Origin of the sequence: Streptomyces filamentosus (genome assembly GCF_014654895.1) — a bacterium.
GTDB classification, from domain to species: Bacteria; Actinomycetota; Actinomycetes; order Streptomycetales; family Streptomycetaceae; genus Streptomyces; species Streptomyces filamentosus.
Window position 1 is genome coordinate 1,107,826 of record NZ_BNBE01000001.1, and the last position, 22,072, is coordinate 1,129,897.

Genomic DNA, 22,072 nt, shown 5'->3' on the forward strand with positions numbered 1-22,072 from the left:
TTCCTCAGACCCCCGCGGTGGTGACGGCGTCGGACAGGTCGGCCGGGGAGGCCAGATGGCCCAGTACGGCGGTGGCGGCGGCGACCTGGGGGGAGACCAGGTGGGTGCGGCCGCCCTTGCCCTGCCGGCCCTCGAAGTTGCGGTTGGAGGTGGACGCCGAGCGCTCGCCGGGGGCCAGCTGGTCGGGGTTCATGCCCAGGCACATGGAGCAGCCCGCGTGCCGCCATTCGGCGCCGGCCTCCTTGAAGACCTTGTCCAGGCCCTCCTCGACGGCCTGGAGGGCGACCCGGACGGAGCCGGGGACGACCAGCATGCGGACGCCGTCGGCGACCTTGCGGCCCTCCAGGAGCGAGGCGGCGTTGCGCAGGTCCTCGATGCGGCCGTTGGTGCAGGAGCCCACGAAGACGGTGTCGACCTTGATGTCGCGCAGCGGCTGCCCGGCGGTCAACCCCATGTACTCCAGGGCCTTTTCGGCGGCGAGGCGCTCCGAGGGGTCCTCGTACGCGGCCGGGTCGGGGACGTTCGCCGAAAGCGGGGCGCCCTGGCCGGGGTTGGTGCCCCAGGTGACGAAGGGGGCCAGCGCGGCGGCGTCGATGACGACCTCGGCGTCGAAGACGGCGTCCTCGTCGGACTTCAGGGTCTTCCAGTACGCGACGGCGGCGTCCCAGTCCTCGCCCTCGGGGGCGTGGGCGCGGCCCTTGAGGTAGGCGAAGGTGGTCTCGTCGGGGGCGATCATGCCCGCGCGGGCACCGGCCTCGATCGACATGTTGCAGATGGTCATGCGGGCTTCCATCGAGAGCTTCTCGATGGCGGAGCCGCGGTACTCCAGGACGTAGCCCTGGCCGCCGCCGGTGCCGATCCGGGCGATGATCGCGAGGATCAGGTCCTTGGCGGTGACGTCGGCGGGCAGCTCGCCGTCCACGGTGATGGCCATGGTCTTCGGGCGGGCCATGGGCAGCGTCTGGGTGGCCAGGACGTGCTCGACCTGGCTGGTGCCGATGCCGAACGCCAGGCCGCCGAAGGCGCCGTGCGTGGAGGTGTGGGAGTCGCCGCAGACCACGGTCATGCCGGGCTGGGTCAGGCCCAGCTGCGGTCCCACCACGTGGACGACGCCCTGCTCGACGTCGCCGAGCGGGTGGAGCCGTACGCCGAACTCCGCGCAGTTCTTGCGCAGGGTCTCCAGCTGGGCGCGGGAGACGGGGTCCGCGATCGGCTTGTCGATGTCGAGGGTGGGGGTGTTGTGGTCCTCGGTGGCGATGGTGAGGTCGAGGCGCCGCACCTGCCGGCCGTTCTGACGGAGACCGTCGAAGGCCTGGGGGCTGGTCACCTCGTGGAGCAGGTGAAGATCGATGAAGAGGAGATCGGGCTCGCCCTCGGCGCGCCGGACGACGTGGTCGTCCCAGACCTTCTCCGCGAGTGTCCTACCCATCGCTTTCCCTCCGGCCGGCGGCTGCGCCGGCACCACTAGAGACCGTTTCGCGGTCCGTTGTGCGGCCGCCTCACCAGAGTGACAAGTTCCTCGGGAAATTGAACTTGCGTTTCACAGAGTGAGACGCGAATATCGTTGCATGGACAACTCTAGCGGCGTAGGCGTTCTCGACAAGGCAGCCCTTGTCCTGAGCGCTCTGGAGTCCGGTCCGGCCACCCTCGCAGGACTGGTCGCGGCGACGGGACTCGCACGACCCACGGCCCACCGTCTGGCCGTGGCATTGGAACACCACCGGATGGTCGCCCGCGACATGCAGGGCCGTTTCATCCTCGGTCCGCGGCTGGCGGAGCTGGCCGCCGCGGCGGGCGAGGACCGTCTCCTGGCGACGGCCGGGCCGGTGCTGACGCACCTGCGGGACGTCACGGGCGAGAGCGCGCAGCTCTACCGGCGCCAGGGCGACATGCGGATCTGCGTGGCGGCGGCCGAGCGGCTGTCCGGCCTGCGGGACACCGTCCCGGTGGGCTCGACGCTGACCATGAAGGCCGGCTCGTCGGCGCAGATCCTGATGGCCTGGGAGGAGCCCGAGCGGCTGCACCGGGGCCTCCAGGGCGCCCGTTTCACGGCGACGGCCCTGTCGGGCGTGCGGCGCCGCGGCTGGGCCCAGTCGATCGGCGAGCGGGAGCCGGGCGTCGCGTCCGTCTCCGCGCCCGTGCGGGGCCCGTCGAACCGCGTGGTGGCCGCCGTGTCGGTCTCGGGTCCGATCGAGCGCCTGACGCGCCACCCCGGCCGCATGCACGCCCAGGCGGTCATCGACGCCGCCGCCCGCCTCAGCGAGGCCCTGCGCCGCAACGGCTGAGCTTCCTCTGTTGATCTGTACGTTCCCCGGCCCACCGCTCCAACGCCGCAGCGGTGGGCCGGAGTTGTGTCCGGACGCGCGCCGGACCCGGGTACAGCGAAGAAGCCCTCCCCCGAAGGGAAGGGCTTCTCTGTCGCGTACCCCCGACCGGATTCGAACCGGCGCTACCGCCTTGAGAGGGCGGCGTGCTAGGCCGCTACACAACGGGGGCTTTGGATCTTGCGGGCGGTGAATTCACCGTCGCAGATCCGAGCTGGTCTACCAGGACTCGAACCTAGACTAACTGAACCAGAATCAGTCGTGCTGCCAATTACACCATAGACCAATACGTGGTTAGACCAGCGTCGTACCCCCGACCGGATTCGAACCGGCGCTACCGCCTTGAGAGGGCGGCGTGCTAGGCCGCTACACAACGGGGGCCCTAGCGATCCTGCATCGGCATCATCGGGAGCTACCCAGGTGATGCCGCGGGAAGGATCTGTACCCCCGACCGGATTCGAACCGGCGCTACCGCCTTGAGAGGGCGGCGTGCTAGGCCGCTACACAACGGGGGCTCGTGGATGCCAATCCACTGTTTGCAGATGAGCTCTGCGAGCTGGCCTACCTGGACTCGAACCAAGACTAACTGAACCAGAATCAGTCGTGCTGCCAATTACACCATAGGCCACCGGGGCAACTTCCCCACCAGGGAGGATCTTGCTCGGCTTGCGCTTTGCGGGTTCCTGCCTTTTGGCTTGTTCCCCTCGGCGCAGGAAGAACATTACCCGAAGGTGGACGGTGCTCCAAAACGGGTATCGCCGAGGAGCAGCGGGGGGAGCTGGTGGAGGTCGGTGACCCGGTGCAGGCCGGGCTGCCCGCCGGTGCCGGCGCGGTCCAGCCAGATGCCGAGGAGCCCCGCCTCCCGGGCGCCGAGCGCGTCGGTGTCGGGGCGGTCCCCCACGTACGCCACCTCGTGCGGCGGCAGGCCCAGGGCCGTACAGGCGGCGTGGAACGCCTCGGCGGCCGGTTTGGCGGAGCCCAGCTCGGCGGCGCACAGGACGGCCTCGAAGTGGTCGCGGACGCCGAGGGCCCGCAGCTTGGGCTCCTGGGCGTGGATGCTGGAGTTCGACAGGACGGCCTGCCGGTAGTCGCGGGCGAGCAGGTCGAGGACGGGCAGCGCGTCCGGGAAGAGCTCCCAGGCGGCCTCGTAGTGGGTGACGTACCGGTCGAACCAGGCGTCGGCCTCGGCGTCGGTCATCGCCCGGAGGTCCAGGAAGTCGCGGACCCGCCGGCGGCGCTGGTCCTGCCAGGTGCCGGTCGGGTCCTCCTCGTAGAGCCGCCAGTGCAGCTCGGTGAGCTCCTTCCAGCGGACCAGGGCGTCCTCGACGGAGCCGTGCAGCCCGGCCAGGCCCTCGGCGGCGAGGTGGGCGCGCATCCCGGCGCGGTCGGCCGCCGCGTAGTCGAAGAGCGTGTCGTCCACGTCCCAGAGGACGGCGCGGATGGTCATGGGACCGACGGTACGCCGCCGGGGGGCCGGCGGGAGCGGTTTCAGAGGGCCTTGGCGAAGCGGAAGGGCCGGAAGTCCGTGACGAAACAGGCGACCTCGCCGTCGGCGTCGCGGCCGACCCAGGTCGGGTAGAGCCCGTCGCCCCAGCCCGAGCCGAAGACGGCGACGCTGTGGCCGTTCTCACCCTCGGCGACGAAGGCGTCCGGGTTCTCCGGGCCGTCCAGGACCTCCCAGATGACGCCCTCCTCGTCGGCGGTGCCGGGGAAGGAGTGGTGGGCGGCGGCGTCGAGGAAGCAGCCGAGCCCGGCGTCGACGCCGTAGCCGAAGCAGTCGTCCTCCGGGGCGGGCTCACCAGGGACCAGGGCGGGCTCCCAGCGGACCGCGGGGACGTCGCGGACGACCAGGCGGGCGGCGGCGTTCACGGTGTGGCCGTAGGGGTACGTGAAGGACGCCTCGGCGGTCTGGACGCGGTAGCGGCCGGGCGGGACCCCGACCACGAAGGGCTCGGGGGGCTCCTCGTCGTCCCCGAGGTGGACGATCGGGTCGCAGGCGACGAGCCGGCCGGTGGGGAGGGTGATCTCCCCCACCTCCCGCACCCGGAAGACGACGTCCCCGCGGTCCTCGGTCGGCACGACCGCTCCGGGGGTGAACCAGTGGGCGAAGTCAGGCACTGTCATGGACATGCGCCGACTGTAGAGGGCGGGTGCGACAAGGGGGCGGGCACGGCGACGGGGCGGCGGCCGGAGGGGTGCTCCGGCCGCCGCCCCGTGGCGTGCGTGGTGCCGTGGTTACGCGGCGAGCTTCGCCAGGGCCGCGTCGATGCGGGCCAGGGTCCTCTCCTTGCCCAGGATCTCCAGGGACTCGAAGAGGGGCAGGCCGACGGTGCGGCCGGTGACGGCGACGCGGACCGGGGCCTGGGCCTTGCCGAGCTTGAGGCCGTGGGCCTCGCCGGCGGCGAGGACCGCGCCCTTGAGCGACTCGGCGTCGTTCCAGTCGGCGGCGTCGAGCTTCTCGCGGGCGGTGGTGAGGAGGGCCGCGGGCTCGCCCTTCATCGCCTTGTCCCACGAGGGCTGGTCGAAGACCGGCTCGGGCAGGAAGAGGAAGTCGACGTTGGCCGTGATCTCGGAGAGCACGGTCAGCCGGGTCTGGGCGTAGGGGGCGATCCGCTCCCAGGCCGCGCGGTCGAAGTCCTCCGGCGCCCAGGGGGCGTGCGGGGCCCGGAGCCAGGGCTCGCAGGCATCGGCGAAGGCCTTCTCGTCCAGCATGCGGATGTGGTCCGCGTTGATGGACTCGGCCTTCTTGAGGTCGAAGCGGGCCGGGTTGGAGTTGACGTCGTCGATGTCGAACTTCGCGACCATGTCCTCGATCGAGAAGACGTCCTGGTCGGCGGAGAAGGACCAGCCGAGGAGCGAGAGGTAGTTCAGGAGGCCCTCGGGGAGGAAGCCGCGCTCCCGGTAGAGGTTGAGGGACGCCTGCGGGTCGCGCTTGGAGAGCTTCTTGTTGCCCTCGCCCATCACGTACGGCAGGTGGCCGAACTGCGGGATCTCCTTGGCGACGCCCAGCTCGATCAGCGCCTTGTACAGGGCGATCTGGCGGGGGGTGGAGGAGAGCAGGTCCTCGCCGCGCAGGACGTGGGTGATCTCCATCAGCGCGTCGTCGACCGGGTTGACCAGGGTGTACAGCGGGGCGCCGTTGGCGCGCACGATGCCGTAGTCGGTGACGTTCTCCGGCTGGACGGTGATCTCGCCGCGGACCAGGTCGGTGAAGGTGGTCGCCTCGTCCGGCATCCGGAAGCGGACGATGTGGCTGCGGCCCTCGGCCTCGTACGCCTGCTTCCGCTCGTCCGTGAGGTCGCGGCAGTGGCCGTCGTAGCCCGAGGCGCGGCCGGCGGCGCGGGCCGCCTCGCGGCGCTCGTCGAGCTCCTCGGTGGTGCAGTAGCAGGGGTACGCGTAGCCGCCGGCGATCAGCTTGTCGGCGACGTCCTTGTAGAGGTCCATCCGCTGCGACTGGCGGTACGGCGCGTGCGGGCCGCCGATCTCGGGGCCCTCGTCCCAGGTGAAGCCGAGCCAGCGCATCGAGTCGAGCAGCTGCTGGTACGACTCCTCCGAGTCGCGCGCGGCGTCGGTGTCCTCGATGCGGAAGACGAACGTGCCCCCGTTGTGCCGGGCGAAGGCCCAGTTGAAGAGAGCGGTGCGGACCAGGCCCACGTGGGGGTTGCCGGTCGGCGAGGGACAGAAACGGACGCGGATATTCGCGTTAGCCACGCTTGATCACCTTGTTGGTGAGAGTGCCGATGCCTTCGATGGTGACGGCGACCTCGTCGCCGACGGTGAGGGGGCCGACCCCGGCGGGGGTGCCGGTGAGGATGACGTCGCCCGGGAGCAGCGTCATGGCCTCGGTGATGTGGACGACCAGGTCCTCGATGGAGCGGATCATGTCGCTCGTCCGACCGAGCTGGCGTTGTTCGCCGTTGACCGTGGCCTGGACGGCGAGGTCGCTCGGGTCGAGGTCGGTCTCCACCCAGGGGCCCAGCGGGCAACTCGTGTCGAAGCCCTTGGCGCGGGCCCACTGGGCCTCGTTCCGCTGGACGTCGCGGGCGGTCACGTCGTTGGCGCAGGTGTAGCCGAAGATCACGTCCTTGACGCGCTCCCGGGGCACCTCGCGGCACATGCGGCCGATCACCACGGCCAGTTCGGCCTCGTGGTGCAGCTCGCTGGAGAAGGAGGGGAACTCGATGGCGTCGCCGGGGCCGATCACCGAGGTGGTCGGCTTGAAGAAGGCGACCGGGACCTCAGGGACCTCGTTGCCGAGCTCCTCGGCGTGCTCCGCGTAGTTGCGGCCGATGGCCACGACCTTGTTGGGGAGCACCGGCGGCAGGAGGCGGACCTTGCTCAGCGGGACCTTGGTGCCGCTGAGCTCGAAGTCGGTGTACGGGATGCCCTTGATGATGTCGATGACCAGGCCGCCGGACTCGACGGTCCCCTCGCCCTCGACCGCGCCGAAGGCGACGTTGCCGTCGATGGAGAATCTGGCGATGCGCACGAGTGCTGTCGCCCCTCACTTGGTACTGGCTGGAGTCTGACGCTCCAGGCTAACGCGGCGGGGGCGGCCGACCGGCGGGGACGCCCGCCGGAGGGGCGGGGCCGGTCCGGTCAGACCTCGGCGAGGTAGGCCGGCACGTAGGGCGCGGGGGCCTGCATGAGGACCGTGCGGCGCGGGTTGGCCGTGGTGCCGGGGAGCTCCGCCGCGTACTCGGGGGTGGCGCCGCGGCCGAGGTCGGCGGCGTCCGGGAGGTGGGCGAGCGTGGAGCGGCGCGGGTTGGCCGTGGTGGCGGGCGTGGGTGCAGTCATCGCGCTGGCAGACCTTGTTCCGGGACGGGCGCCCGTGGGGGCGCGAGGATGGGCTAAAGCGTCAGGCTAAATCAAGACGTTCCCTTCGAATGCATGGCCAAGACATCCACGGACGTGTGAGTTTGCTCACCACTGGGCGAATATTCCGGGCATTACGGGCGTCGATGTCAGGTCACGGAAAGGGACATTCCGCCACTGAAGCATTTATTCCGCTCCTGATCATCGCGACTGGGACACTCGGGGACGCCCAGCCATTGGAGGGGAAAAGTCCGAATCCTCCGTGATCATCTTCTACACGCGGTGATCTCCCGCGTACGGGTTGTCATCCCTTCTGCGGTACAGACCTCAGCCCTTGTTGGAGGTCCGGCACTGTGCTGGAATTCCCGCACCGCCGCGGGTTTCGACGCCGGCACGCAGGGGGCGCAACGCAGCGCCGGCCGAGTGGCGGAGAAGGGGGATCTGCGCCGGTCACCGACGACCACCCGGGGCGTGCCGACGCGCCCCGAAGACGCCGACACCGTCCTTCCGGTTTTCACCCGGAAGGACGCCTGGTCCAGAGGTTGCGACGCTAGTGCAGGGACGTTTCAAGAGGGATGGCGCGGGCTCCGCCCCGGCCCGCAAGGGCCGCGCGGAGGCTCCGGCGGAGCAGGAACCGCGTGCCGGGACCGATCGTGGTCCCGCGGCCCCGCACTCCGCCCAGCAGGCGCCCGGCCAGGGTGCCCAGGGCAGGAAGCGGGACAGGACCGCACGGCCGAACGGCGAGCCCGGCGAGGGCTCCGCACGCCGTTCCGGCCCGTCCGCCGCGCCCGGCGAGCAGGCCGGCGCGCCCGACGCCGGCGAGCGGCGCGGCGACAAGGGCGGCGCCCCGGCGGTCCCCGAGAACGCGGTCGGCCCCCGAATAGCCCTGCGCAACTGGCGCATCTCCACGCGCCTCGTGGCCCTGCTGACCCTCCCCGTGGTCGCGGCCACCTCCCTCGGCGGCATCCGCATCAGCGAGTCGCTCCAGGACATGGAGCAGCTCGACCACATGCAGCTGCTCACCAAGCTGACCCGTGAGGCGACCGGCCTCGCCCAGGCCCTCCAGGCCGAGCGCGACCTGTCCGCCGGTCCGCTGGCCAACGGCCGCCCGGCGAGCGACTACCAGGTCGCCAACCCGCGCCGGAACACGGACCGCAAGTACAACGCCTTCCTCGACGCCACCCGCGAGGTGCCCAGCGCCGCGGAGGACGAGGCGCTGCGGAGCATCCGCTCCAACGTCAACACCATCGCCTCCCAGGTGCTGGACCTCCACAACATCCGGACGAACGCCTACAAGGGCGGCGTCTCGCACTCGGTGACGGTCGAGGCCTACAGCCGGCTCATCCGCTCGCTGCTCAGCCTGTCCCAGGACATGGCGCAGGCGACCAGCAACCCCGACATGATCAAGCGGACCCGCGCGCTCGCCGCGTTCTCGTCCGCCAAGGAGTACGCCTCCATCCAGCAGGCGATCATCGCGGGCGCCCTGCCGGCCAGCGACAAGACCTCCGGCCGGATCCAGCCCGGTGACCGCCTCTACGGCGAGGCCGCGCTCAACGGCGAGAGCAACGCCTTCAAGTCCTTCACCGCGGTCTACGAGGCGACCGGCGGCCAGGCCACCGACCTCACCGACTCGCTGCGCTCCGGCAACCCCACGATCGTGGACGCCGAGAAGTACGCCGAGCGCGTGCTGAAGTCCGACGAGGCCATGCCCAGCGGCGCCAAGCGCGGCTACCTCAACTTCACCGACGAGTACGAGACCAAGATCGCGGCCATGGGCCGCATCGAGAACGAACTCCTCGGCGACATGGAGACGATGGCGCGTGAGCTGCGGCAGGAGTCGCAGCGCGAGGCCATCATCAACGGTGCGCTGATCCTCCTCGTCCTCGGCGTCTCGCTCGTCGGCGCCTTCGTCGTGGCCCGGTCCATGATCCGCTCGCTGCGCCGCCTCCAGGACACCGCGACCAAGGTCGCCCAGGAACGCCTGCCCGAGCTGGTCAAGCAGCTCTCCGAGTCCGACCCGCAGGACGTCGACACCTCCGTCGAGTCCGTCGGCGTGCACTCCCGCGACGAGATCGGCCAGGTGGCCGCGGCCTTCGACGACGTGCACCGCGAGGCCGTCCGCCTCGCCGCCGAGCAGGCCCTCCTCCGGGGCAACGTCAACGCGATGTTCACCAACCTCTCGCGCCGTTCGCAGGGCCTCATCCAGCGCCAGCTCTCGCTCATCTCCGAGCTGGAGTCCCGCGAGGCCGACCCGGACCAGCTCTCCTCGCTCTTCAAGCTGGACCACCTCGCGACCCGTATGCGCCGGAACGGCGAGAACCTCCTCGTCCTCGCCGGCGAGGAGCCGGGCCGCCGGTGGACCCGCCCGGTCCCGCTGGTCGACGTGCTCCGCGCCGCCGCCTCCGAGGTGGAGCAGTACGAGCGCATCGAACTGGCCGCGGTCCCGGCGACGGACGTCGCCGGCCGGGTCGTCAACGACCTCGTGCACCTCCTCGCCGAGCTGCTGGAGAACGCCACCTCGTTCTCCTCCCCGCAGACCAAGGTCCGGGTCACCGGTCACGCGCTGCCCGACGGCCGCGTGCTCGTCGAGATCCACGACACCGGCATCGGCCTCTCCCCCGAGGACCTGGCGGCGATCAACGAGCGGCTCGCCTCGCCGCCCACCGTGGACGTCTCCGTCTCCCGCCGCATGGGCCTCTTCGTGGTCGGCCGCCTGTCCCTGCGGCACGGCATCCGGATCCAGCTGCGTCCGTCCGACTCGGGCGGCACCACCGCGCTCGTCATGCTGCCGGTCGACGTCGCCCAGGGCGGCCGCAAGCCGGCCCCGAAGACGGGTCCCGGCTCCCAGGGCCCGGCCCCGCAGGGCGGCAACGCCCCCGGCGGGCGGCTCCCCGGCGGCCCCGGCGCGGCCGGTGGTCCCGGTGCGGGCGGTCCCGGCGGTCGTCCGGGCCTCGGCGGTCCGGCGGCCCCGGCCGGCCGGCTCGGCGCCGGTCCCGGTGCCGCGCGTCCCCAGGTCGGTCCCGCGGGCGGTCCGCGCACCGCGCTGCCCACCCGGGACGGCGCGCCGCTCCCGGGCGGTCCGCAGGCGCCCCAGGCCCCGCAGCCCCAGCAGCCCCAGCAGCCCCAGCAGCCCCAGCCGGCCAACGCCCAGCTGGAGCAGACCGGTCAGCTCCCGCAGCTCCCGCAGCCTCCGCAGCCCGGCCCCGGCGCCGGTCTCATCGGCGGCGCGGCCAGCGCCATCCCGTCCCGTACGGACGTGTGGGGCGGCCGTCCGCAGGGACCGCAGAACCCGCAGGCGCCCCAGGCCCCGCAGCAGCAGGACCCGCTGGGCGCCCCGAACGGCTTCCCGCGCGCCGAGCTGCCCGGCGGCAACCCCCAGCCGCAGCGCCCGCAGGCCGCGAGCTGGGGCAGCGACCCGGCCCAGCAGCAGCCGGTGCGCCGCCCGCAGCAGGACATGACGCCGCTGGACGCCCCGCGCGGCCACGACGACATGGAGTCCACGGGCTCGTACGCCGCGCCGCAGGGTCCGGGCTCCACGGGCCAGTTCCCGCGGCCGGACTTCGACGCCCCGCAGGCGCCCCAGGCACCGCAGGCCCCGCAGTACCAGGACCCGGCGTCCACCGCGCAGTTCGCGCGGCCGGACTACGACGCTCCGCAGGGCCCCGGCTCCACGGGCCAGTTCCCGCGCCCCGACTTCAACGCCCCGCAGGCGCCCCAGGCGCCGCAGGCGCCCCAGGGTCCGGACTCCACGGGCCAGTTCCCGCAGTACCAGGGCGGCCGGCAGCAGTACGGCAACCAGCCCTTCGTGCCGCAGGCGCAGCCCCAGCAGCACGGCTTCCCGCAGAACGCGCCGCAGCAGGCCCCGCAGCGGAACGGCTTCGCCCCGGCGCCCCAGGCCCCGGCCCCGCAGCACCAGGCCCCCCAGGCCCAGCAGCAGGCGCCGTACCAGGCGGCCGGGCCGCAGGCCCCTCAGCAGCAGGCGCCGCAGGGTGTCGAGCCGCGCCGTCCGCAGCTCGGCCGACCGCGCCGTCCGGAGGCCCTGCCTCCGGCGCCGGGTGGCCCGGGTTCGCCCGGCGAGGGCCGCACGCCGCTCTACGACTCCCTGGAGACCAACTGGTTCCAGCAGGAGCAGGGGCAGCAGCAGGGCCAGCAGCAGGCTCCGGTCCCGCCGGCGCCGCGGCAGCGGACGCCCGAGGTCGAGCAGACCATGCAGACCCCGGTCGTGCAGCAGCCCGCCCAGGGCACCCCCGACGGCGGACGGCCGGCCAACTGGCGGCCCTCGCCCAACGACGATCTGGTGCGCCAGGCCGAGCGGGCGCGCAAGCCCTCCGCCGGCGGGGTCACCACCTCCGGTCTTCCGCGCCGCGTGCCGAAGGCCAACCTCGTGCCCGGAACCGCCCAGGAGCAGGCCCACTCGGCCGGCCCCCAGGTCTCCCGGGCACCCGACGACGTCCGCGGCCGGCTCACCAATCTGCGCCGCGGTATCCAGCAGGGCCGTCAGGCGGGCAACTCGACCACGGGTAGCTTCCACCTCGGTCCGAACCACCAGCAGGAGCGATAGTTGAGTGCGATGAGCCAGGCGGCGCAGAATCTGAACTGGTTGATCACCAACTTCGTGGACAACACCCCCGGGGTGTCGCACACGGTGGTGGTCTCCGCCGACGGCCTTCTGCTGGCCATGTCCGAAGGGTTCCCCCGCGATCGCGCCGACCAGCTGGCGGCGGTCGCGTCCGGGCTCACCTCGCTGACCGCGGGCGCCTCCCGGATCTTCGAGGGCGGTCCCGTGGCACAGACCGTGGTGGAGATGGAGCGCGGCTTCCTCTTCCTCATGTCGGTCTCGGACGGCTCCTCGCTGGCCGTGCTCGCCCACCCGGAGTGCGACATCGGCCTCGTGGGGTACGAGATGGCGCTGCTGGTCGACCGGGCCGGCAGCGTGCTCACCCCGGATCTCCGCGCGGAGCTCCAGGGCAGCCTGCTGCACTAGCGGTCCCCACCCGCCCGCGGCGCCTGTCCCCGACGGGGCGGTACCTCCCCCACACGTACCGCCCCGGCCACCGTTCATCGTCCGGCCGCCCCATCCGGCCCCCCACCGGCCCCATCAGACGGCAGACGTCTTGCTGTCACGCCCGGAGGATTCATGACCCCGCCCCCCGCCACTCACGATCCGTACGGCGGTTCGTCCCTGGACGATCCGTACGGTCATGAGGGCGACCAGCCGCTGGTCCGTCCGTACGCGATGACCGGCGGCCGGACCCGGCCGCGCTACCAGCTCGCCATCGAGGCGCTGGTCAGCACCACGGCCGACCCGGCGCACCTCGCCACGCTCCTCCCCGAGCACCAGCGCATCTGCCACCTGTGCCGTGAGGTCAAGTCGGTGGCCGAGGTGTCCGCCCTGCTGTCGATGCCGCTCGGCGTCGCCCGGATCCTCGTGGCCGACCTGGCCGAGGCGGGCATGGTGGCCATCCACCAGCCGGGCAACGGAGAAGCCGGCGGCACGCCGGACGTGACACTGCTCGAAAGGGTGCTCAGTGGACTTCGCAAGCTCTAACGGCGACGCCGCCAGATCGACCACCAGCGCGAAGATCGTGGTGGCGGGTGGCTTCGGCGTGGGCAAGACCACGTTCGTCGGCGCCGTCTCGGAGATCAACCCGCTGCGCACCGAGGCCGTGATGACCGCGGCCTCCGCCGGGATCGACGACCTCACGCACACCGGCGGGAAGACCACCACCACGGTGGCGATGGACTTCGGCCGCATCACGCTGGACCAGGACCTGATCCTGTACCTGTTCGGCACCCCCGGCCAGGACCGCTTCTGGTTCATGTGGGACGACCTGGTGCGCGGTGCCATCGGCGCCGTCGTCCTGGTCGACACCCGTCGTCTCGCCGACTGCTTCCCGGCCGTCGACTACTTCGAGAACTCGGGCCTGCCCTTCGTGATCGCGCTCAACGGCTTCGACGGCGCCCAGCCGTACACGCCGGACGAGGTCCGCGAGGCGCTCCAGATCGGTCCGGACACCCCGATCATCACCACCGACGCCCGTCACCGCGCGGACGCCAAGAGCGCGCTCATCACTCTCGTCGAGCACGCCCTCATGGCCCGTCTCAAGTAGTCTTGCCCCCGGGGCAGTTGTCATATGCCCCGGTCCGGGACCGCGCGGAGTCGATCTGTGTCCTTCGACACGGCGGCCCCGGGATTCATAACGTTTCGACAGAGAATTCGGGCGCCTCGGACACCCGACGCGTTCGATCGGTGCCGCTGCGCTCATACGAGCCCCGCCATTTGGCGGGGCTCGTTCTTTATGCCCGTTTTATACGAGGCATGGACCACTGAAAACTTCCGCATCCCACTGTTTGGAACGGACCCCCTTCACGTGCTGGAATTCATGAACTCCCGAGTAGTACGGCCCTGAACGAAACACCGGCACGACGTAGGTGCCGACGCCGAGAGGTTGTTGGTCGAGTGAGGCGCAGCATGGATGGCTCCGCGGAGCAGGAGGCGCGGGGCAACTTCACCCCGCCGTCGCGCAGCGCGGTGTCGCCCGCGGACGTACCGGTGACTCCCCCGCCCGCCCCCGCTCCCCGGGGCAGCTCCAGCAAGCTGTCCCCGCGCAACTGGCGGGTGCCCACCCGGCTGAACGCCATCCTCCTCATACCCGTGCTCGTCGGCCTCGTCATGGGCGGCTTCCAGGTCAAGGGAGCCATCGACACCTGGCAGGAGGCGCAGGACGCGGAGAAGACCGCGCTCATCGTGCGCGCCGCCTCGCAGTACTCCACCGCCCTCCTGAACGAGCGCGACCTGACGGCCGTCCCGCTGCTCTCCGGCAAGGACCGGGCCGGCGAGGAGATCACCCGGGCGTACGCGAACACCGACGCGGCCCGCGCCGAGTTCGACAAGGCCGTCCGGAACATGCCCTCGGGCCAGGGCCTCGAACGGCGCCTCCAGGCGTTCAAGAACGAGGAGCCCAAGCTCGCGGCGCTCCGCAAGGCCGCCTACACGGCCGCGCTCGACCCGGTGAACACCCAGCTCGGCTACACCGGCGTGCAGCACTACCTCATGGAGTTCTCCAACGAGCTCGGCCTGGGCACCGGCAACATCACCAGCTACGGCCGCACCGTCTACGCGATCCAGCTGGCCCAGGCCGCCGGTTCGCTCCAGCGCTCCATCGGCACCCAGCTGCTCGTCCGGCCCAGCGCCGAGGACGACGTCTTCGCCCAGCAGTCCGTCGCCTTCAACTCGTACAACTACCTGGAGCAGATCGCCCTCGGCGAGTACAACTCCGGTGGCACCGCCGAGGACGTCGAGCGCCTGAAGAAGGTCATGGCGGGCAAGGCCGCCGAGGGCGAGAAGCAGATGCGGGCCGCCGACGTCACCCTGCCCAAGGGCAAGGACGGCTCGGTCTACTCCGGCGTCGCCGGCCGGATCGGTTCCGCCGAGGACGCGGACGCGATCAAGGCGCTCGCGCCGAAGGGCATCACCGCCGAGACCTGGATGGCGATCGCCACCGCCAAGTTCGACGGCTACAGCGAGGTCGAGAAGAGCCTCGTCGACAAGGCCGTGGCCGAGGCCGCCGAGATCTCCTCCGACGCCCAGACCGACGCCTGGGTCATCGGCGCCGTCGTCGTCGTCGCCCTGCTCGCCGCCTTCGTCCTCGCCGGGATGATGGCCCGGCAGATGAGCCGCTCGATGCGCGAGCTGCGCACCGCGGCCTTCGGCATCGCCGAGCAGCGCCTGCCGATGCTGGTCGACCAGCTCTCCCGCACCGAGCCGGGCCGGGTCGACACCCGGGTGCAGCCCATCCCGATCGACTCGCAGGACGAGATCGGCGAGGTCGCCCGCGCCTTCGACCAGGTCCACCGCGAGGCCGTGCGGCTCGCCGCCGAGCAGGCCATGCTCCGCGGCAACGTCAACGCGATCTTCACCAACCTCTCGCGCCGCAACCAGTCGCTGATCGAGGGCCAGCTGACCCTCATCACCGACCTGGAGAACAACGAGGCCGACCCGGACCAGCTGGAGAACCTCTTCAAGCTGGACCACCTCGCGACCCGCATGCGCCGCAACGGCGAGAACCTCCTGGTCCTCGCCGGCGAGGAGCCGGGCCGCCGCTGGGACCAGCCGGTTCCGCTGGTCGACGTGCTCCGCGCCGCCTCCTCCGAGGTGGAGCAGTACGAGCGCATCGAGATCGCGGGCGTGCCGGAGGCCGAGATCCACGGCCAGGCCGTGACCGACCTCGTGCACCTGCTCGCCGAGCTCCTGGAGAACGCCACCACGTTCTCCTCCCCGCAGACCAAGGTCCGCGTGACCGCGACCCGTCTCCCCGACGGCCGCGTGATGGTCGAGATCCACGACAAGGGCATCGGCCTCACCGCCGAGGACTTCGCGGACATCAACCACAAGCTGGCGAACCCGCCGACCGTGGACGCGGCCGTCTCCCAGCGCATGGGCCTCTTCGTGGTCGGCCGGCTCTCCGACCGGCACGGCATCCGGGTCCAGCTCCGCCCCTCGGGCGAGCAGGCCGGCACCACCTCGCTGGTCATGCTGCCGGACGCGATCACCCACGGTGGCGGTGGCGAGCAGCCGGCCCAGGGCGACTTCACGGTCTCCCAGATCATCCCGCACCAGCAGCAGCAGGGCGGCTTCGAGGCCCCGGCCCCGATGCGGACCGCGGCGGAGCTCGGCTTCGACGACTCGCGCTACGAGCAGCAGGGCGAGGGCCAGCAGCTGGACCCGGTCAACCGCTCGCTGATGCGCGAGGAGCGCCGGGCGGCCCTGGAGGCCCAGGTGCAGGGCGGCGAAGAGGCGCCCTACGCCGCCGAGGAGCCGCAGGCCGGTCAGGAGTACGGCTCCGAGTACGTCCAGGAGCAGGGTTACGGCCAGGAGTACGCCGCCGGGTACGAGCAGCCGCAGGGCCAGGAGTACCCCGAGGGCTACGGCCAGGAGTACGCCCAGGGCTACGAGCAGCAGCCGCAGGACGGCTACGGCTACCCCCAGCAGCAGGGCTACGAGGGGTACGACCAGCAGACCGGGGCGTACCCGCAGCAGGCGTATGCGGAAGCCGCGTACGCTCCCCAGGAGACGACTCCCGCCGGATACGACCAGGCGTTCGATACCCGTTCCCACCAGGGCGAGTGGCCGGAGCAGGGCTCCTACCAGGGCGCTTTCGACCAGGGTTACCGGCCGGAATCGGAATCTTCGCAGGCCGCTCCCGAACAGGGCCCCGAGCGCGTAGGCTTCGACCGTCCGGCTCCGGCTCCGAGCCCGCTGCCGGACACCGGCAGCGGACTGACCGACGCCGGTCTGCCGCGCCGCGGCGGTGTCGCCCCGCAGACGCCCCAGGCGCAGCGGCCCGCGCCGCCGGCCCAGCCCGCGCCGCCGGTGGGGCAGGACGAGAAGAACGAGAACGACGGCTCCGAGGAATGGCGCTCGGCCAACGACGAGCGCTGGGAGCAGGCCAAGAAGCTCCGCGAGCCGAAGGCGGGCGGGGTCACTCCGTCCGGCCTCCCCCGGCGCGTCCCCAAGGCCAACCTGGTCGAGGGCACCGCGGAGCAGACCCCGCAGGGCGGCCCCCAGGTCTCCCGCGCACCCGAGGACGTGCGGGGCAGGTTGAGCAACCTGCGCCGCGGCGTCCAGCAGGGGCGCACCGCGGGGTCCGACACGAACGGATCGGGCTTCGGCCCGGGTAATACCTACAACCAGGAGCGTTAGTGTGAGCGCGATGAGCCAGGCGGCGCAGAATCTGAACTGGTTGATCACCAACTTCGTGGACAACACCCCCGGGGTGTCCCACACGGTGGTGGTCTCCGCCGACGGTCTCCTGCTGGCCATGTCCGAGGGCTTCCCCCGGGACCGTGCCGACCAGCTGGCGGCGGTCGCCTCCGGACTGACCTCGCTGACCGCGGGCGCGTCCCGGATCTTCGAGGGCGGCGCGGTCAACCAGACCGTGGTGGAGATGGAGCGCGGCTTCCTCTTCATCATGTCGGTCTCGGACGGCTCCTCGCTGGCCGTCCTCGCCCACCCCGAGTCCGACATCGGTCTCGTGGGCTACGAGATGGCCCTCCTCGTGGACCGCGCGGGCTCCGTCCTCACCCCGGACCTGCGTGCGGAGCTCCAGGGAAGTCTTCTCAACTAACAGACACACAGTGCGTTTCACGTCACCGCACCGTTAGGGTGCGGTGACGCGGCTCCAAGGGACATGGACCGCGAGGCAGTCGGAGGAGGAGACGTGGGAACACCCCCGGGGGCGAACCCCTACAACGGTTTCGACGCGCATCAGGCGCCGCTCGGCGACCCCGCGCAGAACCGGTACAACTTTCCCTCCGCACCCAGCAGACAGGGCGTCCACCAGTCCTACGGGGCTCCGCAGGCTCCCCAGCCGCCGTCCGTCCCGCGTGCGGCGGGCGGGAGCGGGGGCGGGCACAACCCGCTCGTGCGGCCGTACGCGATGACCGGCGGCCGGACCCGGCCGCGCTACCAGCTCGCCATCGAGGCGCTGGTCAGCACCACGGCCGACCCGTCCAGGTTGCAGGGGCAGCTGCCCGAGCACCAGCGGATCTGCCGGCTGTGCTTCGAGATCAAGTCGGTCGCGGAGATCTCGGCCCTTCTCTCCATCCCCCTCGGCGTTGCCCGGATCCTCGTCGCCGACCTGGCCGAGGCCGGACTTGTCGCCATTCACCAGCCCGGCGGCGACGAGGCCGCCGGCGGTCAGCCAGACGTGACACTGCTCGAAAGGGTGCTCAGTGGACTTCGCAAGCTCTAGCGGCGGCGCGGCCCGTTCAACCACCAGCGCGAAGATCGTGGTGGCGGGTGGCTTCGGCGTGGGCAAGACCACGTTCGTCGGCGCCGTCTCGGAGATCAACCCGCTGCGTACCGAGGCCGTCATGACGTCCGCTTCCGCGGGCATCGACGACCTCACCCACACCGGCGACAAGACGACGACGACCGTCGCCATGGACTTCGGCCGCATCACGCTGGACCAGGACCTGATCCTGTACCTGTTCGGCACCCCCGGCCAGGACCGCTTCTGGTTCATGTGGGACGACCTGGTCCGCGGCGCCATCGGCGCCATCGTCCTGGTCGACACCCGGCGCCTCGCCGACTGCTTCCCGGCCGTCGACTACTTCGAGAACTCGGGCCTGCCCTTCGTCATCGCCCTCAACGGCTTCGACGGCAGCCAGCCCTACACGCCGGACGAGGTCCGCGAGGCCCTCCAGATCGGTCCGGACACCCCGATCATCACCACCGACGCCCGTCACCGCGCGGACGCCAAGAGCGCGCTCATCACCCTCGTCGAGCACGCCCTCATGGCCCGCCTGCGGTAACCGTCCCGCCGGGCTCGTCGGCAGACACCGGAAAGGCCCCCCGCTCCTTCGAGGAGCGGGGGGCCTTTCCGTGCGGTGCCGGCGGGGGCGTCAGCGCCAGCTGTGCGGGGCGCGGAAGCCGCCCTCGCGCTCCAGACGGCGCCAGCCGGCGGAGGTGCGGCCGTGGTGGGCGGCGGCCGGCTCGGGCTGCGAGGCGGCGCGGGCGAGCAGGACCGCGGTGATGGCGGCCAGCTCCTCGGGGTCGGCGTGGCCCTTCTCGACGCGGAGAAGGTTGGCTGTGGCAGGCGTGGTCACTTCGGTGGACTCCTTTTGCCGAGTCTTACTGAGGCGGGTTGCCGTGCTTGCGGGACGGCAGGTCGGCGTGCTTGGTACGGAGCATGGCGAGGGACCGGATGAGCACCTGGCGGGTGTCGGCGGGGTCGATGACGTCATCGACGAGACCGCGCTCGGCCGCGTAGTACGGGTGCATCAGCTCGGCCTTGTACTCCTTGACCATGCGGGCGCGCATGGCCTCGGGGTCCTCGGCCTCCGCGATCTGCTTGCGGAAGATCACGTTGGCGGCGCCCTCGGCGCCCATGACCGCGATCTCGTTGGTCGGCCAGGCGTACGTCAGGTCGGCGCCGATGGACTGGGAGTCCATGACGATGTAGGCGCCGCCGTACGCCTTGCGCAGGATCAGCGAGATCCGGGGCACGGTCGCGTTGCAGTAGGCGTAGAGGAGCTTCGCGCCGTGGCGGATGATTCCACCGTGCTCCTGGTCGACGCCGGGCAGAAAGCCGGGTACGTCCAGAAGGGTGATGATCGGGATGTTGAAGGCGTCGCACATCTGAACGAAGCGGGCGGCCTTCTCGGACGCCTCGATGTCGAGGACGCCGGCGAGGGACTGCGGCTGGTTGGCGACGATGCCGACGACCTGGCCGTCGAGGCGGGCCATCGCGCAGATGATGTTGCGCGCCCAGCGCTCGTGGATCTCCAGGAAGTCGCCGTCGTCGACGAGCTCCTCGATGACCTTGTGCATGTCGTACGGGCGGTTGCCGTCGGCGGGCACCAGGTCGAGCAGGACGTCGGAGCGGCGGTCGGCCGGGTCCTCGGAGGCGACGGTCGGCGGGTTCTCGCGGTTGTTCTGCGGGAGCATCGACAGGAGGTAGCGCACCTCGGCGATGCAGGTCTCCTCGTCGTCGTACGCGAAGTGCGCGACGCCGGAGGTCTCGGCGTGCACGTCGGCGCCGCCGAGGCCGTTCTGGGTGATCTCCTCGCCGGTGACCGCCTTGACGACGTCCGGGCCGGTGATGAACATCTGCGAGGTCTCGCGGACCATGAAGACGAAGTCGGTGAGGGCGGGGCTGTAGGCCGCGCCGCCGGCGCACGGGCCGAGCATCACGGAGATCTGCGGGATGACGCCGGACGCCCGGGTGTTGCGCTGGAAGATGCCGCCGTAGCCGGCGAGGGCGGAGACGCCCTCCTGGATGCGGGCGCCGGCGCCGTCGTTCAGGGAGACCAGCGGGGCACCGGCCGCGATGGCCATGTCCATGATCTTGTGGATCTTGGTGGCGTGGGCCTCGCCGAGGGCGCCGCCGAAGATCCGGAAGTCGTGGGCGTAGACGAAGACCGTGCGGCCCTCGACGGTGCCCCAGCCGGTGACGACGCCGTCGGTGTAGGGCTTCTTGGCCTCCAGGCCGAAGCCCTGGGCGCGGTGCCGGCGGAACTGCTCGACCTCGTTGAAGGAACCCGGGTCGAGGAGCAGCTCGATGCGCTCGCGCGCGGTCAGCTTGCCCTTAGCGTGCTGGGCCTCGGTCGCGCGCTCGCTGGGGCCGGCCAGTGCCTGCTCGCGCAGGACGTGCAGTTCGGCGACGCGGCCACGTGCGTCCGTGGGCTCGCTCGGGATCTCGTCGACAAGGGTCATGTACCGACCCTACGAAGTCGACCCCGGAAACTCCGCCGTCGACTCCGTACAGTCTCGCGTGTCGATTCCTGGTGGGGACGGACAGAAGCGCGGGGTCTTCAGGGTGACTCGACAGCCAGGAGCCCCTTCTGGTTATGGGGTCCCCACAAAAGGGAAGCGCGGGCGCCCGTGGTGACGGGGGCCCGCGCCCGAGGGGGCGGCGTCGTTCAGCAGCCGCCGCAGTTGTAGAAGGTCACGTCCCAGTGGTTGCCCTCGTCGGCGTAGACGTTACCCGCACCGGAGCGCCACTGCGGAGCGCCGTCCCCGCGCAGGCCGATGTAGGTGAAGGTGTTCTTGATGTAGCTCCCGAGGCACGTGTACTTGCTGAAGTCGAGCTTGTAGCCGTTCCAGTGCGAGTAGGTGCCGCTCGCGTGGCCGGTCTCGGTGCCGCCGGTGATGTTGAGGGCGCAGCCGCTGGCGCTCTTGAGGGTCTGGGCGCCCTGGGCGGTGGCGAGGTTGAGCTGCTCGAAGGAGGTGCAGGTGGAGTTGTAGCGGTCGGAGCAGCCGCCGGAGGAGGACCAGGTGATGCCGGAGTTCCGGAACATCGAGGTCGCGGTGGCGTGGCTGATCTTGGTGGCGGCGTGGGCCTCGCCGGCGGCGGTGAGGGCGCCGAAACCGGGGGCGAAGAGGGCGCCGAGGACGAGGGCCAGGGCGGTGAGGACGGGGCGGAGCTTCACGGGGGCCTCCTGCTGGTGACCGTGACGGGGGGGATGGCCGGGGGTGCAGGTGGTGCGGGCGTGCTCGTCGCGCAGGGGGATGATGCCGCAGTTCTACGCGCGTCCGCCAGAGGGCGTCGGGGCGGGGCGAGGGGCCGTCCGGAAGGGCCCGGTCCATAGATGTTGAAAGTTGAACGGAATGGGGTTACAGTCATTCTCGTTGAAGGTTCAACAACCCCCCGCACAAGGAGCACGTCATGGGCATCTTCGGCCGCAAGAACACGTCGACCGCCGTCACCACCACCCCCCGCCCCGTGGACCCGGCCCTCGCCGCCCTGACCGGCGACTACACCATCGACTCCGCCCACAGCAGCATCGGCTTCACCGTCCGGCACGCCATGGTGACCAACGTGCGCGGCTCCTTCGGCGAGCACGAGGGCTCCCTGAAGCTCGACGGCAGCGACCCGGCCGCCTCCACCGCCTCCATCGACGTCAAGATCGCCTCCATCGACACCGGCATCGCTGACCGCGACAACCACCTGCGCAGCGGCGACTTCTTCGACGCCGAGCAGTTCCCCCTCATGACCTTCCGCTCCACCCGCGCGGCCCACCTGGGCGGCGACACCTACCGGATCATCGGCGACCTCACCATCAAGGACGTCACCAAGCCGCTCTCCATCGACCTGGAGTTCAACGGCTCCGCCACCGACCCGTACGGCAACGAGCGCGTCGGCTTCGAGGGCTCCGCCGAGATCCTCCGCTCCGAGTGGGGCCTGACCTGGAACGCGGCCCTGGAGACCGGCGGCGTCATGGTCAGCGACAAGGTCAAGCTGAACTTCGACATCTCCGCCATCAAGAACGCCGCCTGACCCGGCCGACCCGCCGGATCCGTCCGGCCCGACCGATCCGTACGGCCCGTCCGGCCCCGTCAGGTCCGCCGCCCTCCCGGCGGCACCCCGGAAACACGAGCGCGCCCGCCCTCCGCATCCCTGCGGACGGCGGGCGCTCGGCGTTCCGGG

Annotated in this window: 19 protein-coding genes and 5 tRNA genes; 10 read left to right on the plus strand and 14 right to left on the minus strand. The window is 71.3% G+C overall.

All coding sequences use genetic code 11. From position 1 onward, the window contains the following. Positions 1–4 precede the first annotated feature (4 nt). Positions 5–1,429, minus strand: coding sequence for a 3-isopropylmalate dehydratase large subunit (gene leuC / locus IE326_RS04750; RefSeq protein WP_150231974.1), 1,425 nt, complete (start codon positions 1,427–1,429; stop codon positions 5–7). 139 nt (positions 1,430–1,568) lie between these two features. Between leuC and ndgR the strand changes: the two genes are divergently transcribed. Further along, positions 1,569–2,285 carry an IclR family transcriptional regulator NdgR gene (gene ndgR, locus IE326_RS04755; protein WP_005311436.1) on the plus strand — a complete coding sequence of 239 codons (717 nt, stop codon included), beginning with the start codon at positions 1,569–1,571 and terminating at the stop codon, positions 2,283–2,285. Positions 2,286–2,423: 138 nt separating this feature from the next. On the opposite strand, the gene IE326_RS04760 is transcribed toward ndgR, so the two are convergent. The 10 genes from IE326_RS04760 to IE326_RS04805 form a co-directional block, all read right to left on the minus strand. Next, positions 2,424–2,496, minus strand: a tRNA-Glu gene (locus IE326_RS04760). Positions 2,497–2,538: 42 nt separating this feature from the next. Then, positions 2,539–2,610: transfer RNA gene (locus IE326_RS04765), tRNA-Gln, on the minus strand. Positions 2,611–2,632: 22 nt separating this feature from the next. After that, a tRNA-Glu gene (locus tag IE326_RS04770) sits at positions 2,633–2,705 on the minus strand. Between the two features lie 61 nt (positions 2,706–2,766). Then, a tRNA-Glu gene (locus tag IE326_RS04775) sits at positions 2,767–2,839 on the minus strand. A 41-nt stretch (positions 2,840–2,880) separates the two neighbouring features. Next, a tRNA-Gln gene (locus IE326_RS04780) sits at positions 2,881–2,952 on the minus strand. A 93-nt stretch (positions 2,953–3,045) separates the two neighbouring features. Beyond that, entirely contained in the window at positions 3,046–3,771 is a 726-nt protein-coding gene (locus IE326_RS04785) for an HAD family hydrolase (RefSeq protein ID WP_190040899.1), read from the minus strand. 41 nt (positions 3,772–3,812) lie between these two features. Then, positions 3,813–4,454 (minus strand): DUF4241 domain-containing protein, encoded by a 642-nt coding sequence (locus IE326_RS04790; RefSeq protein ID WP_190040900.1) that lies wholly within the window; start codon positions 4,452–4,454, stop codon positions 3,813–3,815. A gap of 105 nt (positions 4,455–4,559) precedes the next feature. Further along, a complete protein-coding gene (gene gltX, locus IE326_RS04795) occupies positions 4,560–6,035 on the minus strand; it encodes a glutamate--tRNA ligase (RefSeq protein ID WP_190040901.1) in 1,476 nt (491 codons plus the stop codon). Continuing rightward, positions 6,028–6,813, minus strand: coding sequence for a fumarylacetoacetate hydrolase family protein (locus IE326_RS04800; protein ID WP_190040902.1), 786 nt, complete (start codon positions 6,811–6,813; stop codon positions 6,028–6,030). Before IE326_RS04800 ends, gltX begins: the two co-directional genes overlap by 8 nt. A 110-nt stretch (positions 6,814–6,923) precedes the next feature. After that, positions 6,924–7,121: a hypothetical protein gene (locus tag IE326_RS04805; protein ID WP_150231964.1), complete on the minus strand. Its 198-nt coding sequence runs from the start codon at positions 7,119–7,121 to the stop codon at positions 6,924–6,926. 571 nt (positions 7,122–7,692) lie between these two features. Between IE326_RS04805 and IE326_RS04810 the strand changes: the two genes are divergently transcribed. The 8 genes from IE326_RS04810 (at position 7,693) to IE326_RS04845 (ending at position 18,455) form a co-directional block, all read left to right on the plus strand. After that, positions 7,693–11,700, plus strand: coding sequence for a sensor histidine kinase (locus IE326_RS04810; protein ID WP_190040903.1), 4,008 nt, complete (start codon positions 7,693–7,695; stop codon positions 11,698–11,700). A gap of 9 nt (positions 11,701–11,709) precedes the next feature. After that, entirely contained in the window at positions 11,710–12,123 is a 414-nt protein-coding gene (locus tag IE326_RS04815) for a roadblock/LC7 domain-containing protein (RefSeq protein WP_030496942.1), read from the plus strand. A 153-nt stretch (positions 12,124–12,276) separates the two neighbouring features. Beyond that, positions 12,277–12,687, plus strand: coding sequence for a DUF742 domain-containing protein (locus IE326_RS04820; protein WP_030496941.1), 411 nt, complete (start codon positions 12,277–12,279; stop codon positions 12,685–12,687). Continuing rightward, positions 12,668–13,249, plus strand: coding sequence for a GTP-binding protein (locus IE326_RS04825; protein ID WP_150231960.1), 582 nt, complete (start codon positions 12,668–12,670; stop codon positions 13,247–13,249). The genes IE326_RS04820 and IE326_RS04825 overlap by 20 nt, the downstream gene beginning before the upstream one ends. Before the next feature lie 350 nt (positions 13,250–13,599). Beyond that, the gene (locus IE326_RS04830; protein WP_190040904.1) at positions 13,600–16,842 is read left to right on the plus strand and encodes a sensor histidine kinase; all 3,243 of its coding nucleotides are present in this window, start codon (positions 13,600–13,602) and stop codon (positions 16,840–16,842) included. Between the two features lie 10 nt (positions 16,843–16,852). Next, on the plus strand, positions 16,853–17,266 hold the full coding sequence (locus tag IE326_RS04835) for a roadblock/LC7 domain-containing protein (RefSeq protein ID WP_030496939.1): 414 nt from the start codon (positions 16,853–16,855) through the stop codon (positions 17,264–17,266). 93 nt (positions 17,267–17,359) lie between these two features. Continuing rightward, a complete protein-coding gene (locus IE326_RS04840; protein WP_150231956.1) occupies positions 17,360–17,893 on the plus strand; it encodes a DUF742 domain-containing protein in 534 nt (177 codons plus the stop codon). Continuing rightward, positions 17,874–18,455: a GTP-binding protein gene (locus IE326_RS04845; protein ID WP_150231954.1), complete on the plus strand. Its 582-nt coding sequence runs from the start codon at positions 17,874–17,876 to the stop codon at positions 18,453–18,455. Before IE326_RS04840 ends, IE326_RS04845 begins: the two co-directional genes overlap by 20 nt. Positions 18,456–18,545: 90 nt before the next feature. Here IE326_RS04845 and IE326_RS40520 read toward each other — a convergent pair whose 3' ends face one another. The 3 genes from IE326_RS40520 to IE326_RS04860 form a co-directional block, all read right to left on the minus strand. Beyond that, positions 18,546–18,749: an acyl-CoA carboxylase subunit epsilon gene (locus IE326_RS40520; RefSeq protein WP_229915202.1), complete on the minus strand. Its 204-nt coding sequence runs from the start codon at positions 18,747–18,749 to the stop codon at positions 18,546–18,548. A gap of 25 nt (positions 18,750–18,774) precedes the next feature. Further along, a complete protein-coding gene (locus IE326_RS04855) occupies positions 18,775–20,358 on the minus strand; it encodes an acyl-CoA carboxylase subunit beta (protein ID WP_150231950.1) in 1,584 nt (527 codons plus the stop codon). A 206-nt stretch (positions 20,359–20,564) separates the two neighbouring features. After that, positions 20,565–21,074 carry a hypothetical protein gene (locus IE326_RS04860; protein ID WP_150231948.1) on the minus strand — a complete coding sequence of 170 codons (510 nt, stop codon included), beginning with the start codon at positions 21,072–21,074 and terminating at the stop codon, positions 20,565–20,567. Positions 21,075–21,310: 236 nt separating this feature from the next. Between IE326_RS04860 and IE326_RS04865 the strand changes: the two genes are divergently transcribed. Further along, on the plus strand, positions 21,311–21,922 hold the full coding sequence (locus IE326_RS04865; RefSeq protein ID WP_190040906.1) for a YceI family protein: 612 nt from the start codon (positions 21,311–21,313) through the stop codon (positions 21,920–21,922). The last annotated feature ends 150 nt before the right edge of the window (positions 21,923–22,072 follow it).

Excerpts from the sequence above, each read along its gene's own strand:
- IE326_RS04835 (WP_030496939.1), top strand. The coding sequence starts at position 16,853 with ATGAGCCAGGCGGCGCAGAATCTGAACTGGTTGATCACCAACTTCGTG.
- IE326_RS04805 (WP_150231964.1), bottom strand. The coding sequence starts at position 7,121 with ATGACTGCACCCACGCCCGCCACCACGGCCAACCCGCGCCGCTCCACG.
- IE326_RS04820 (WP_030496941.1), top strand. The coding sequence starts at position 12,277 with ATGACCCCGCCCCCCGCCACTCACGATCCGTACGGCGGTTCGTCCCTG.
- ndgR (WP_005311436.1), top strand. The coding sequence starts at position 1,569 with ATGGACAACTCTAGCGGCGTAGGCGTTCTCGACAAGGCAGCCCTTGTC.
- IE326_RS04815 (WP_030496942.1), top strand. The coding sequence starts at position 11,710 with ATGAGCCAGGCGGCGCAGAATCTGAACTGGTTGATCACCAACTTCGTG.
- leuC (WP_150231974.1), bottom strand. The coding sequence starts at position 1,429 with ATGGGTAGGACACTCGCGGAGAAGGTCTGGGACGACCACGTCGTCCGG.
- IE326_RS04785 (WP_190040899.1), bottom strand. The coding sequence starts at position 3,771 with ATGACCATCCGCGCCGTCCTCTGGGACGTGGACGACACGCTCTTCGAC.
- IE326_RS04790 (WP_190040900.1), bottom strand. The coding sequence starts at position 4,454 with ATGTCCATGACAGTGCCTGACTTCGCCCACTGGTTCACCCCCGGAGCG.
- IE326_RS04865 (WP_190040906.1), top strand. The coding sequence starts at position 21,311 with ATGGGCATCTTCGGCCGCAAGAACACGTCGACCGCCGTCACCACCACC.
- IE326_RS04855 (WP_150231950.1), bottom strand. The coding sequence starts at position 20,358 with ATGACCCTTGTCGACGAGATCCCGAGCGAGCCCACGGACGCACGTGGC.